The 12,204-nt window shown below is 67.6% G+C and carries 14 protein-coding genes; 4 read left to right on the top strand and 10 right to left on the bottom strand.

What is annotated here, in order from left to right; translation table 11 throughout:
* Nucleotides 1-17: 17 nt before the first annotated feature.
* The 10 genes from IPU70_RS18595 to IPU70_RS18550 all read right to left on the bottom strand — a co-directional run bounded on the left by IPU70_RS18595 (nt 18) and on the right by IPU70_RS18550 (nt 8,146).
* Entirely contained in the window at nt 18-254 is a 237-nt protein-coding gene (locus IPU70_RS18595; RefSeq protein WP_207469257.1) for a hypothetical protein, read from the bottom strand.
* Nucleotides 255-270: 16 nt separating this feature from the next.
* Complete coding sequence (locus IPU70_RS18590) at nt 271-480, bottom strand: FixH family protein (RefSeq protein WP_207469255.1); 210 nt, start codon at nt 478-480, stop codon at nt 271-273.
* 20 nt (nt 481-500) lie between these two features.
* Nucleotides 501-1,991, bottom strand: a complete 1,491-nt coding sequence (gene ccoG, locus IPU70_RS18585; protein ID WP_207469253.1) for a cytochrome c oxidase accessory protein CcoG — start codon at nt 1,989-1,991, stop codon at nt 501-503.
* Nucleotides 1,992-2,067: 76 nt separating this feature from the next.
* Nucleotides 2,068-3,054: a cytochrome-c oxidase, cbb3-type subunit III gene (ccoP, locus tag IPU70_RS18580; RefSeq protein WP_207469251.1), complete on the bottom strand. Its 987-nt coding sequence runs from the start codon at nt 3,052-3,054 to the stop codon at nt 2,068-2,070.
* Nucleotides 3,051-3,227, bottom strand: a complete 177-nt coding sequence (locus tag IPU70_RS18575; protein WP_013394988.1) for a cytochrome oxidase — start codon at nt 3,225-3,227, stop codon at nt 3,051-3,053. The genes ccoP and IPU70_RS18575 overlap by 4 nt, the downstream gene beginning before the upstream one ends.
* A 2-nt stretch (nt 3,228-3,229) precedes the next feature.
* On the bottom strand, nt 3,230-3,949 hold the full coding sequence (gene ccoO, locus IPU70_RS18570; protein ID WP_207469249.1) for a cytochrome-c oxidase, cbb3-type subunit II: 720 nt from the start codon (nt 3,947-3,949) through the stop codon (nt 3,230-3,232).
* 10 nt (nt 3,950-3,959) lie between these two features.
* Complete coding sequence (gene ccoN, locus IPU70_RS18565; RefSeq protein WP_207469248.1) at nt 3,960-5,447, bottom strand: cytochrome-c oxidase, cbb3-type subunit I; 1,488 nt, start codon at nt 5,445-5,447, stop codon at nt 3,960-3,962.
* 136 nt (nt 5,448-5,583) lie between these two features.
* The gene (ccoS, locus tag IPU70_RS18560) at nt 5,584-5,760 is read right to left on the bottom strand and encodes a cbb3-type cytochrome oxidase assembly protein CcoS (protein WP_013394991.1); all 177 of its coding nucleotides are present in this window, start codon (nt 5,758-5,760) and stop codon (nt 5,584-5,586) included.
* Nucleotides 5,757-6,731, bottom strand: a complete 975-nt coding sequence (locus tag IPU70_RS18555; protein WP_207469247.1) for a hypothetical protein — start codon at nt 6,729-6,731, stop codon at nt 5,757-5,759. Before IPU70_RS18555 ends, ccoS begins: the two co-directional genes overlap by 4 nt.
* Nucleotides 6,732-6,877: 146 nt before the next feature.
* Complete coding sequence (locus IPU70_RS18550) at nt 6,878-8,146, bottom strand: adenosylmethionine--8-amino-7-oxononanoate transaminase (protein WP_207469246.1); 1,269 nt, start codon at nt 8,144-8,146, stop codon at nt 6,878-6,880.
* Nucleotides 8,147-8,292: 146 nt separating this feature from the next.
* Here IPU70_RS18550 and IPU70_RS18545 point away from each other — a divergent pair, with 146 nt between their 5' ends.
* From IPU70_RS18545 to IPU70_RS18530, 4 genes are all read left to right on the top strand, one after another.
* A complete protein-coding gene (locus IPU70_RS18545) occupies nt 8,293-9,480 on the top strand; it encodes an aminotransferase class I/II-fold pyridoxal phosphate-dependent enzyme (protein ID WP_207469245.1) in 1,188 nt (395 codons plus the stop codon).
* Nucleotides 9,481-9,506: 26 nt separating this feature from the next.
* On the top strand, nt 9,507-10,163 hold the full coding sequence (locus IPU70_RS18540; RefSeq protein ID WP_242702582.1) for an alpha/beta fold hydrolase: 657 nt from the start codon (nt 9,507-9,509) through the stop codon (nt 10,161-10,163).
* Complete coding sequence (gene bioD, locus IPU70_RS18535; protein ID WP_207469243.1) at nt 10,160-11,596, top strand: dethiobiotin synthase; 1,437 nt, start codon at nt 10,160-10,162, stop codon at nt 11,594-11,596. The genes IPU70_RS18540 and bioD overlap by 4 nt, the downstream gene beginning before the upstream one ends.
* Nucleotides 11,597-11,973: 377 nt before the next feature.
* Nucleotides 11,974-12,204 (top strand): hypothetical protein (locus IPU70_RS18530; RefSeq protein ID WP_207469241.1); only part of this gene is annotated, 231 nt, incomplete at its 3' end.

The raw sequence follows: 12,204 nt of genomic DNA, 5'->3' as shown, positions 1-12,204 counted from the left end.
CGCGCGCCCTACCCATCCTACAGATCCTCGCTCTCTTCCGGCTTGGGCATCAGGTACGCCGTCAGCGTGCTGGACAGCCCCGCCATCACCCACAGCACGAAGAAAGACACGGTATAGAACCCCGTGCGTCCCGTAGGGACGTGGCCGAAAATCGCCACGTCCAGCGGATCGATCAGGGCGAAGATCAGCGCGCTCCCCGCCGCGGCCGCCATGAACGACGGCCACAGGATCCACATCAATGATCGCAAGCCCATCTGTTGTTCTCCCGGGTTACGGATTGGCGCTGGGCGCAACCTGCTCGATGACCAGGCCGCGCTTGACCACGCCCTCCTGGATCGGCTGGTTGCTGAAGTTCGAGAAAGCGAAGTAGATCGTGACGAAGCAGCCTATCATGGCCGCGAAAGGGCCGGCCATCAGGATCCAGGGCCAGGGTTCGCGGTACCAGGGCTTGGCGGCTTTGGCGGATTGGGCGGGGTTCATGGAGATGTCCTTTTCAGTGCTCAGTCGGGTACATAGAAGCTGGCGGGCTCGTCGGTCTCGACCGGACGCTGCTCGCCGTCCTGGCCGCGCGCGCGCAGCGTGATGGCATGGGCGCCGGGCTCGGCGCCGGCCGGCGCGCGGATAACCATGGGCACCAGCTTGTTGGCCGCCGCCTCGACGTCGACCGTATCCGAACCCTGCTGCCCCATCATCACCTTCAGGCCGGGCATGCCGTCGGCCGCGAGCTGCAAGCGCATCGGCTGGTCGGAAGTATTGATGATCTGCAGGCGGTACACGTTTTCGATCATGCCGCCGGCGACTTCGCGTCCCAGCGCGCCGCGGTCGCGGATCACATCCACCCGCAAGGGGTTGCGCAGGGCCAGCGAGACCACGAAGGCAATGGCCAGCGCCAGGATCAGCGTGCCGTAGATCAGCACCCGCGGACGCAGCAGATGGGAGCGGGCGCTCTTGGTGGACAGCCCGTCCAGCATGGCGCGTTCCGAGGTGTAGCGGATCAGGCCCGGCTCATACTGCATCTTGTCCATGACCTGTTCGCAGGCGTCGATACAGGCGCCGCAGCCTATGCACATGTATTGCAGGCCGTCGCGGATGTCGATGCCGGTCGGGCAGACCTGCACGCACAGGCTGCAATCGACGCAGTCGCCCAGGCCGGCGGCCTTGTGGTCCACCTTGCGCGAACGGCCGCCTCGCGGATCGCCGCGGCGCTTGTCGTAGGTGACCACGAAGGTGTCGGGGTCCACCATCACGCTCTGGAAGCGCGCATAGGGGCACATGTACTTGCACACGGATTCGCGCATGAAGCCGGCGTTGCCCCAGGTGGCGAAGCCGTAGAACAGCATCCAGAACCACTGCCAGGGGCCCAGTTGCAGCGCGAACAGTTCATGCCCCAGTTCGCGGATGGGAGCGAAATAGCCGATGAAGGTGGAACCGGTCCACCAAGCCAGCGCAATCCATAGGAAATGCTTGGTGATCTTCAGGCGCGCCTTGCGCCAGGTCCAGGGCGATTCGTCCAGGCGGATGCGCGCGACGCGGTCGCCTTCGACCTTGCGCTCGATCCACATGAAGATTTCGGTATAGACGGTCTGCGGACAGGCGTAGCCGCAGAACAGCCGTCCCGCCACCGCGGTGAACAGGAACAGCGCCAGCGCCGAGATCACCAGCAGCACGGCCAGATAGACCACGTCCTGCGGCCACAGCACCAGGCCGAAGAGGTAGAACTTGCGCGCGCCCAGGTCGAACAGCACGGCTTGGCGGCCGTTCCACTGCAGCCAGGGCAGACCGTAGAAAACCAGCTGGGTGAGAAAGACGAACGCGATGCGCCAGCGGGCGAAGATGCCGCTGACAGAACGCGGGTAGATCTTGCTGCGCACGCCCGCCAGCGTCTGTTCCAGGGTTTCCGTCCCGGGCCGCGGCGGCCTCACGTGCGGCCGCCAGGGCGGCGGGTCACCGTCAGGCGAATTGCCGACCCTTGCGGCTGACCCATCTTCCATTTGCTGCTCCCTGCTGTAAGTCCAGTGATATGGGGGCCGCGCCAGGCGCGGCCCCCAGACAAGCTCTGCAAAGCCTTTACTTCGTTGCCGTTGCCGTTGCCGGCGCGGTGCCTACCGGCGCGGTGCTTACCGGCGCGGCGCTGGCAGTCGCTTCGGGCTTGTTCGACAGGCCCCACACCCATGCGGTCAGGATCTTGATCTGCTCGGGCGTCAGGATGTCGCCGTGCGCCGGCATGCGGTTGTCGCGGCCGTCGAGGATGGTCTTGACGATGGTGGCCTCCGAGCTGCCATAGAGCCAGACGTCGTCCGTCAGGTTGGGCGCGCCCAACGCCTGGTTGCCCTTGCCGTCGACGCCGTGACAGGCCACGCAGTAGTTGGCGAACTCGCGCTTGCCGCGGAACACGCGGACCGGATCGGCCGTGAGCCCCGACAGCGAACGCACGTACTGCGCGATGTCGGCGGCGGTCTTGGCGTCGATCGCGGCCTTCCACGGCGGCATGACGCCGACGCGACCCTGTGTGATGGTCTGCGTGATGGCTTCAGGCGAGCCGCCGTGCAGCCAGTCGCCGTCGGCCAGGTTGGGGAAGCTGGGGCCGCCCTTGGCGTCCGAGCCATGGCATTGCGCGCAGGTGTTCAGGAACAGGCGCTGGCCGATTTCGCGGGCGCCCGGATCCTGGGCGATCTGCGGAATGTCCATGGTTTCGAAGCGCGCGTAGATCGGGCGCACGGCCTCGGCCATCTTGGCCTGCTGCCTGGCCACTTCTTCCGTGCTGCTGTAGCCCAGCTGGCCCTTGTACTCGCCCAGGCCCGGCATGAAGAACAGGTAGCCCAGGGCGAAGGCGCAGGCCAGCAGGTACATCCAGGTCCACCAGCCCGGCACCGGGTTGTTCAGCTCGGTCAGGTCGCCGTCCCAGACGTGGCCCGTGTCCTCGACCTTGCCGTTGGCCGGCTTGGTGCTGAGCCAGCGACGCTGCGTGTACAGCAGCCAGACGCACCAGACCACGCCGCCCACGGCGACGATCGAGATGAAATACCCCCAGAAGCCATTGACGAAATCGCTCATGACCGATTCGCTCCATCTTGTTGTCCCTGCCCGAATTCATCGGGCAGTGCGAACGGCAGCATGGCCGATTCGCGGTTGGCGCTCTGGCGGCCGCGCGAGCAGGCCCACCAGACAATGCCGAAGAAAGTTGCCATCGAGATGGCGGTAACGATTGCGCTCAGGTAGCCCAGCATGATCAGCCTCCCGAGGCCGCGGGCGCGGCGGGTTGAGCAGCGGACTGGGCGGCCTTCTTGGCCGCTTCCGCCTGCTTGGCCTGTTCGGCCTGCTTGGCCTTGCGCACGCCCACGCCCAACCCTTGCAGGTAGGCGACCAGCGCGTCTTCCTCGGTCTTGCCTTCGATGGCCTGGGGCGCCGCCGAGATTTCCTCGTCCGTGTAGGGCACGCCCAGCTTGCGCAGGGCGCGCATGCGGTCGCTCACGTTCTCGCCGGTGATGACGGTCTTTTCCAGCCAGGGATAGGCTGGCATGTTGGACTCCGGCACCACCTTGCGCGGGTCGCGCAGGTGGATACGGTGCCAGTCGTCGGAGTAGCGCTCGCCCACGCGCGCCAGGTCGGGACCGGTGCGCTTGGAGCCCCACAGGAACGGATGGTCGAACACCGATTCGGCGGCGATCGAATACGAGCCGTAGCGCTGCACTTCGGCAGCCAGCACCCGCACCTGCTGCGAATGGCAGCCGACGCAGCCTTCGCGGATGTAGACGTCGCGGCCCATCAGGCGCAGCGGGCTGTAGGGTTCGACGCCCGCGACGGGCTGGGTCGTGCTGTGCTGGAAGAACAGCGGCACGATCTGGACCAGGCCCGCGAAGGACACCACCAGGATACTGGCGATGATCATCCAGCCGATGTTCTTCTCGAGCGTCTGGTGGGAAAAGAAACCAGATTTCTTGTTGGCCATGATGTCCTCGTCAAACAGTGGCCGGCGCGGCGGTCACGGCGACCGGCGGGCGAGCGGCGTGGGGATCGTCTTGCGGAATGGCGGGGTTGACCGGCTGCGCGCCGCGCACCGTCATCCACACGTTCCAGGCCATGACGAAAACACCCGACAGGAACAAAGTGCCACCCAGCAAACGGATCAGGTAGTACGGGACGCGCGTCTTCAGTTCTTCCACGAAGCTGTAGACCAGGGTTCCGTCGCTGGCGGTATCGCGCCACATCAGGCCCTGCTGCACACCGGCGATCCACATGGCGGCGATGTACAGCACCACGCCGATGGTCGCGATCCAGAAGTGCAGTTCGATGGCCTTGACGCTGTACATCTTTTCGCGGCCATACAGGCGCGGGATCAGGTAGTAGAGCGAGCCGAAGGAGATCATGGCGACCCAGCCCAGCGCGCCCGAGTGCACGTGGCCAATGGTCCAGTCCGTGTAGTGCGACAGCGCGTTGACCGTGCGGATCGACATCATCGAGCCTTCGAAGGTCGACATGCCGTAGAACGACAGCGCCGTCACCATGAACTTCAGGATCGGGTCGGTGCGCAGCTTGTACCAGGCGCCCTGCAAGGTCATGATGCCGTTGATCATGCCGCCCCAGGACGGCGCCAGCAGGATCAGCGAGAAGGTCATGCCCAGCGACTGGGTCCAGTCCGGCAGCGAGGTGTACAGCAGGTGGTGCGGGCCCGCCCACATGTAGGTGAAGGCCAGCGCCCAGAAGTGGACGATGGACAGGCGGTAGGAATAGATGGGACGGCCGGCCTGCTTGGGCACGAAGTAATACATCATGCCGAGGAAGCTGGTGGTCAGGAAGAAGCCCACCGCGTTGTGGCCGTACCACCACTGCACCATGGCGTCCTGCACGCCGGAGTAGGCGGAATAGGACTTCCACATCGACACCGGCATCTCGATGTTATTGAAGATGTGCAGGATGGCGATGGTCAGGATGTACGAGCCGAAGAACCAGTTGGCCACGTAGATGTGCTTGGAGCGGCGCTTGATGATGGTGCCGAAGAACACGATGGCGTAGGCCACCCAGACCAGGGTGATCAGGATGTCGATGGGCCATTCCAGTTCGGCGTATTCCTTGCTGCTGGTGAAGCCCATGGGCAAGGTGATGGCGGCGGCGACGATGACGATCTGCCAGCCCCAGAACGTGAACGCGGCCAGCGGGCCGCAGAACAGGCGCGCCTGACAGGTACGCTGGACCACGTAGTAAGACGTCGTGAACAGCGCGCTGCCGCCGAAGGCGAAAATCACCGCGTTGGTGTGCAGCGGGCGCAGGCGGCCATAGCTCAGCCATGCGGTGTCAAAGTTCAGCTGCGGCCAGATAAGCTGCGCAGCGAGAAAAACGCCCACAGCCATGCCGACGATGCCCCACACTACCGTCATGAGCGCAAACTGCCTCACGATCTTGTAGTTGAAGGTGTCGGCCTTGCTTGCGATTGCGGCGCAATCGTTCATCGCCCTTCCCCTAAAGTAACAAATAGCTCCAGACTGCAATGATGGGACTAGTCACAAGGGGCAGCGTTGATCTGGATCAAGCATCTGGCTGCGCGCAGGGGAACGCGGCGCCGGCGCAACGGGTCCAGGCGCGAAATCAAACGCGGCGTTCAGCCGCGCGACTGGCGGGTCCGCTGTCGTCATCGAGCAGGATGGCGCGACCCGCGTCGTCGGTGTCGTCGTACTGGCCGTTGAAAACGGCCCACCACAGCGACACGCCGATGGCCAGCACGAACAGCAGGGACAAGGGCAGCAGCAGGTAGAGGATGGTCATTGCGCCGCTTCCAGCGCGGCGGCGGGCGCTGGCGCGCCAGCCCAGTCGCGGCGGCACAGGCGCCACGAGTTGTAGGCCACTGCCAGCGAGGACACCAGCATGGTGATGGCGGCCAGCCACGGCGTGACCCAGCCGATCAGCGCCAGCGGCGTCATCAGCAGATGCCAGATCAGCGAACCGTACAGGTTCTGGCGCGCGCGGCGGCGCGCCTCGCCCAGCAGCTCGTCCAGCGCCGCGTCGGGCATGTGGGGATGGGCGGCCAGCGCCGAATGGGCGGAGGCCATGGCGGTGGGCACCGCCATCGACATGGCGCAGGGACAGCTCATCACCAAGAGCGCCACCATCACCGGGATGCTGTGCGCCGGATCGATGTAGGCCCAGGCGGCCGCGGCGGCCAGCGCCAGCGCGACCTGGGCCATGACGAAGCGCGAGGCCAGCCGGTCGGCGCGCGCGCCAAGTTCCAGACGCTGCGCCTCCACGCGCTCGTGGCGCGATCCGCCCGCCGCGCCGCCGAAGGACTGGCGGGCGCACAGTTCCAGGTAGCGCGCGGTCAGCAGAAAGGCCACGAACATCGTGACCGAGTCGAAGTACACCTCGCCCCGCCCCGTATAGGTGGCGTGGACGCTGGGTATGAAGGCGGCGACGATGCCCAGGGCCACCGGCACGTCCATGCCGGCGCGGCCGTGGCGCAGGTTGTCGCCCGCGTGGCGCCAGATCGGCCAGGCCGAATACACCACCACCGGCACGGTCAGCGCAAAGCTGGCCCAGTTCATCAGCACGATGGCCCAGTCCAGTGTTTCGAGCGCATCGGCGGGCATGCTTTCGTGCCGCAGGTAGCCGGGCCAGGCGAACATCATCACCTGCATCATCGCCAACCATGCCAGCGACAGGCGCACCAACGCATGGCGGCGCTGCTGGCGGTCGGCGTCGGACAGGCTGGCCGGGACGGCGAAGATCGATTTTGCTCGCATGCGCCGATGTTACTCAGCGCGTTACAAGACTGCCTTGATCTGGATCAATGCGGGTCCGGCCGGTTTGCCCCGGCAACGCGGACGGGTTCGGCCCCGCCCGGATTGGAGGAGCCCGGCTCTGGGGGCCGGGCTCGGGAGCGCCTGGCTCAGGGCCGCTGGCGACGCAGCACGTCCACCACGGCCTGCATCAAGCTGGCCAGATCGTCCTCGGCCATGGTCAGCGCCGGAGTCAGGTAAACCACATTACCGAACGGCCGCACCCAGACGCCGGCCTCGACCAGGCGCCGCTTCAGGCCCTCGCGGTCGGCGATGCCGTCCAGTTCGACCACGCCGATCGCGCCCAGCACGCGCACGTCGCGCACCCAGGGCAGTTCGCGGCAGGGCTCCAGGCCCGCCGCCAGCGCCACCGAGATCGCCTGCGCCTGCGCCAGCCGCGGTTCGGTCTCGAACAGATCCAGCGAGGCGTTGGCCGCGGCGCAGGCCAGCGCGTTGCCCATGAAGGTGGGGCCGTGCATCAGCGCGTGCGAGGGATCGTCGGACCAGAAGGCCTCGAACACGCGCTTGCTGGCCACCGTGGCGGCCAGCGGCAAGGTGCCGCCGGTCAGCGCCTTGGACAAGGTCACGATGTCCGGACGGATGCCGGCTTGCTCGAAGGCGAACATCGTGCCCGTGCGGCCAAAGCCGGTGAAGATCTCGTCGAAGATCAGCAACAGGCCATGGCGGTCGGCCAGGCGACGCAGGCGGCGCAATACTTCCGGGTCATGCAGCAGCATGCCGCCCGCGCCCTGCACCAGCGGTTCGACCAGGATGCCGGCCAGCCGGGATCCATGAAGCTCCAGGTGGGCCTCCAGCGCGGCCAACTCGGCGTCGCTGCGCGGCAGGTCGACGATGTCGTGCCCGGCCAGCATGCCGCGGAACAGGCTGTGCATGCCCTCGTCCGGATCGCAGACCGCCATGGTGCCGAAGGTGTCGCCGTGATAGCCGCCGCGGAACGCCAGGAAGCGGCTGCGGCCGCGTTCTCCCTGGTTCAGCCAGTACTGCAACGCCATCTTCATGGCGACTTCCACCGCCACCGAGCCGGAATCGGTATAGAAGACGCGATCCAGTCCCGGCCCCAGCATGGCGGCCAGGCGGCGGGCCAGAGTCAGCGCCGGCTCATGGGTCAGCCCGCCGAACATGACGTGCGGCATGGCGTCCAGCTGCGCGCGCAGCGCCTGGGCGATGTGCGGATGGTTGTACCCATGGCATGCCGTCCACCAGGACGCCACCCCGTCGATCAGGCTGCGGCCATCGGCCAGTTCAAGCCGGCTGCCGTGGCTGCGCACCACCGGCAGCGGCGGCGTCGCCGTCTTCATTTGGGCATAGGGGAGCCAGATATGGGGTTGGCCCTGGGCCACCCAGTCGGGCGTGTGCATGATTCACCTCTCGATACCGGCGGCGCGCTGGGGTCCGTCCGGCGGATCCGGCCAGGACAGGGGCGGCGCCCGCCTCCACTACAATGGCTCGCATTCTACGGCTAGTCGCGGGCACGCCCGCTGCCGGGCCGCTGCCGGAAATATTGATGTCCAAGCTGGATCCGCTTTTCTCCTCCGAATTGGCGCGCGCCGAAACGCGCCGCGTGCGCCGCCGCCTGCGCACCGCCACCGCCGCCGCTCCGGGACGCCTGATCCTCGAGGGCGAGCCGGTCCTGAACTTCTCCAGCAACGATTACCTCGGCCTGTCGCGGCATCCGCTGCTGGTCGAACGGTCGCGCGAATGGGCGGCCCGCCACGGTGCGGGCGCCCAGGCTTCGCGCCTGGTGACGGGCAACCTGGACCTGCACGAACAGGTGGAGGCCAAGCTGGCCCGGCTGAAGGGCACTAAAGCCGCGCTACTGCTGGCCTCGGGCTGGCAGGCCAACGCCGCCGTGCTGCCGGCGCTGCTGCGCGCCGCCGCCAGCCAGGGCGAGGTCGAGCTGTACGCCGACAAGCTCAACCATGCCAGCCTGCACCACGGCTGCCAGGCGGCGGGCGTGAAGCAGATCCGTTTCCGGCACAACGACCTGGACCATCTGGAAAGCCTGCTGGCAGCCAGGGCGGAAAGCGCGGCCGGCCAGACCGTGTCGCGCTTCATCGTCACCGAAAGCGTGTTCAGCATGGACGGCGACCGGACCGACGTGGAGCGGCTGGCCGCCCTGGCCGACCGTTACCGCGCCTTCGTCTACCTGGACGAGGCGCACGCCACCGGCGTGCTGGGTCCGAACGGCATGGGCCTGGCGGGACTCGCGCCCGGCCGCATCGACCTGGCCATGGGTACCTTCAGCAAGGCGCTGGGCGGATTCGGCGCCTATGTGGCCGGTTCACGCGCGCTGTGCGACTACCTGATCAACGCCTGCTCAGGCTTCATCTACACGACGGCGCTGCCGCCCGCGGTGCTGGGCGCCATGGATGCGGCGCTGGACCTGGTGCCCACGCTGGACGCCGAACGCGCCCGGCTGGCGACCGCGGGCGACAACCTGCGCGCCGCGCTGCGCTGCATGGGACTGGACACGGGGGCATCCTCCACCCAGATCGTGCCCGCCATCGTGGGCGACGAAGACCGCGCCCTGGCCCTGGCTGCCGGGCTGGAACAGCGTGGCCTGCTGGCCGTGGCGATCCGCCCGCCCACCGTCCCCGCCGGCACCAGCCGCTTGCGCGTCACGCTGAGCGCGGCGCACCGCGACGTGGACGTGGCGCGGCTGATCGATGGCTTCGCCGCCGCGCTGGCCTGATGGGCGCTGTCTCGATGCAAGCCGGTATGCCCCGCCCCACCCTGCTGTTCGTGCACGGCTGGGCCTTCGACGCCTCGGTCTGGGCGCCGCTGCGCGCCGAGCTCCAGGAATGGCCGCAAGCCGTTTTTGATGCCGGCTACTTCGGACCCGAGCAAGAGCCGGCCGTCGGGGGCCAGGTGATCGCCATCGGCCATTCGCTGGGCGTGCTGCGCCTGCTGCGCCAACTGCCGCCAGGCTGCCTGGGACTGGTGTCCATCAACGGCTTCGCGCGCTTCACCGCCGGCGCGGACTTCGAAGCCGGCGTCGCGCCGCGCGTGCTGGAGCGCATGTCGCGGCGGCTGTCCTCGGACCCCGTGGCGGTGCTGCGCGACTTCCGCCAGCGCTGCGGCGACGACTCCGATGTCGGCGAGCCGCGGCTGGCGCCGCTGGCGCGCGACCTGCAAGCCTTGCGCGACGAAGACCGGCGCGCGGCCCTGGCGGCGCTGCCCGTGCCGCTGCTGGTCCTGGCCGGCGCGGACGATCCCATCGTTCCCGCGCCCATGACGCAGGCAGGCTTTGCCGGTCGGGCCGACACGGAGATCCACGAATGCACGGGTGGCGGCCACCTGTTGCCCGCGTCGGACGCCGCCTGGTGCGCGGCGCATATCCGCGCCTTCATTTCCCGCCTGGCGGCCGCCGCATGACGCCAGCCCCGCGCAACGCCGGAATCGGCGCGCGCTTCGGCGCCGCCGCGCAGGCCTACGAAGGCCACGCGTCCATCCAGCGCATTGCGGCCGAACGGCTGGCCAGCGATATCGCCCTGCTGCCCCTGCCCGCACATCCGCGCATCCTGGAGATCGGCTGCGGTACCGGCCTGCTGACCCAGGCGCTGGCGCGCCGCATCGGTCCGGCCGACTGGACCGTTACCGACATCGCTCCCGGCATGCTGGCAGCCGCGCAACGCGGCCCGGCCCTGCCGGGCCAGGCCCGTTACCAGTTGCTGGACGGCGAGCATCCGGCCGGACTTGCGGGCGGCTACGACCTGATCTGCTCCAGCCTGGCGGTGCAGTGGTTTTCAGATCTGAACGCGGGGCTGGGCCGACTGGCCGCGCTGCTGGCGCCGGGCGGCTGCCTGGCCGTGGCGACGCTGGCGGACGGTACGTTCCAGGAATGGCAGGACGCCCATGCCGCGGCCGGACTGAGCGCCGCCACGCCGCGCTATCCGTCCATTGCCGCCATCCATCCAGACAGGGGCAATCTGGCCGGTGGCGTGCGCAGCGAACGGCTGATACAAAATCATCCTGACGGGCTGCGTTTCCTGCGCGGCCTCAAGGGCATAGGCGCCACCACGCCCGCCCCCGGACGCGCGCCTCTGGGCGCGGCGCAACTGCGGCGGGTATTGGCGGCGTTTGACGAACAAGGAGCCGGGGTGACCTATCACCTGGCCTACGGTATGTGGAAAAAAACGAACCAACACGCCACCGGCGTTTTCGTGACCGGCACCGATACCGGCATCGGCAAAACCCTGGTGTCCGCGATCCTGGCGCGCGCCTGGAACGCCGACTACTGGAAGCCGGTACAGACGGGCGTGGCGGAAGAACCCGGCGACACCGAAACCGTGGCACAGCTGGCAGGGCTGCCGCCTGAACGCCTGCATCTGCCGGCCTACGTGCTGCAGGCGCCGCTGTCGCCCTGGGCCGCCGCCACGCTGGAAGACACCATCGTCGACGCCACCAGCATCGTGCCGCCGGTCACGCAGGCGCCGCTGATCGTGGAAGGCGCCGGCGGCCTCTACGTGCCGATCGACGACAGCCACATGATGATCGACCTGATCGCGCGGCTGGACCTGCCGGTGGTGCTGGCTGCGCGCAGCGGACTGGGCACCATCAATCACACCCTGCTCAGCCTGGAGGCCCTCAAGCGCCGCGGCATTCCGGTGCTGGGCGTGATCATGAGCGGGCCGCTCTCGGCGGGCAACAAGGAAGCCATCGAGCGCTTCGGCGAGGTGCGCGTGCTGGCCGAGATTCCGCCGCTGACCAAGGTCGACGCGCAAACCGTCGCGGCGCTGGCCAGCGCCATTCCGCCGCTGGCGGAATGCCTGCAGGCCTTGGGCGATGCGCCGGCCGTAGCCAGCTAGCCCCCGCGCGCGGCCCCGGACGGCGGGGTTTCCGGGGCCAGAGCCGTTACGCATTCGTACAAAATAAATTCCGCTGGCGGCCGACCCTGCTTCGAGCGGATGCATGCCGCCGCATCGCTTTCCGGCTGCGCGGATGGCGCCCGCAGCTTCATGCAAAGCATGAACTTCCCGAGTGAAGGCGCAGGCCTTCTACATCCTTCAGCCACATCCGGATTCTCAAACCGCCGGCTGCCGCGGCAGCCGCCGCCGCGCGGCTGTACGTTGTTGACTACTAACGCAACACAACGATAATTTTCGCCACATTGGCAGTTCGATTCGCAGGTAGCTGGACGTGCAGGATTTCGTTCCTGGGTTTCCTTATTTGCAGGAGAACTGGCATGGTCACCAGAAGGCTGAACATTCCTGTCCTGGCCCCAAGTCCCAACCGCAATTTCTTCGACGGCACCCGCCCCGGCCATGCCGTGCTGCGTCCGGCCGATCTGCTGGCCTTGCGGCTGGAGCTGCACAATCTGACGGTGACGCCAGGCCAGCCGCCGCGCTTGAAGAAAGCGGGCGACGGGGCCGCCACGCTCATCGTCCACTTCCCGCCGCAATCGATCACCGAAGAA

The sequence above is a fragment of the Achromobacter sp. SD115 genome (assembly GCF_017355315.1).
GTDB classification, from domain to species: domain Bacteria; phylum Pseudomonadota; class Gammaproteobacteria; order Burkholderiales; family Burkholderiaceae_B; genus Achromobacter; species Achromobacter xylosoxidans_B.
This window is presented reverse-complemented; position numbering and strand designations above follow the sequence as displayed.

What these genes read in the sequence shown, in the direction of transcription:
- ccoP (WP_207469251.1), bottom strand. Translation starts at nt 3,054, where the DNA reads ATGAGCGATTTCGTCAATGGCTTCTGGGGGTATTTCATCTCGATCGTC.
- IPU70_RS18595 (WP_207469257.1), bottom strand. Translation starts at nt 254, where the DNA reads ATGGGCTTGCGATCATTGATGTGGATCCTGTGGCCGTCGTTCATGGCG.
- IPU70_RS18555 (WP_207469247.1), bottom strand. Translation starts at nt 6,731, where the DNA reads ATGCGAGCAAAATCGATCTTCGCCGTCCCGGCCAGCCTGTCCGACGCC.
- bioD (WP_207469243.1), top strand. Translation starts at nt 10,160, where the DNA reads ATGACGCCAGCCCCGCGCAACGCCGGAATCGGCGCGCGCTTCGGCGCC.
- IPU70_RS18590 (WP_207469255.1), bottom strand. Translation starts at nt 480, where the DNA reads ATGAACCCCGCCCAATCCGCCAAAGCCGCCAAGCCCTGGTACCGCGAA.
- ccoG (WP_207469253.1), bottom strand. Translation starts at nt 1,991, where the DNA reads ATGGAAGATGGGTCAGCCGCAAGGGTCGGCAATTCGCCTGACGGTGAC.
- ccoN (WP_207469248.1), bottom strand. Translation starts at nt 5,447, where the DNA reads ATGAACGATTGCGCCGCAATCGCAAGCAAGGCCGACACCTTCAACTAC.
- IPU70_RS18545 (WP_207469245.1), top strand. Translation starts at nt 8,293, where the DNA reads ATGTCCAAGCTGGATCCGCTTTTCTCCTCCGAATTGGCGCGCGCCGAA.
- ccoS (WP_013394991.1), bottom strand. Translation starts at nt 5,760, where the DNA reads ATGACCATCCTCTACCTGCTGCTGCCCTTGTCCCTGCTGTTCGTGCTG.
- ccoO (WP_207469249.1), bottom strand. Translation starts at nt 3,949, where the DNA reads ATGGCCAACAAGAAATCTGGTTTCTTTTCCCACCAGACGCTCGAGAAG.
- IPU70_RS18550 (WP_207469246.1), bottom strand. Translation starts at nt 8,146, where the DNA reads ATGCACACGCCCGACTGGGTGGCCCAGGGCCAACCCCATATCTGGCTC.
- IPU70_RS18575 (WP_013394988.1), bottom strand. Translation starts at nt 3,227, where the DNA reads ATGCTGGGCTACCTGAGCGCAATCGTTACCGCCATCTCGATGGCAACT.
- IPU70_RS18540 (WP_242702582.1), top strand. Translation starts at nt 9,507, where the DNA reads ATGCCCCGCCCCACCCTGCTGTTCGTGCACGGCTGGGCCTTCGACGCC.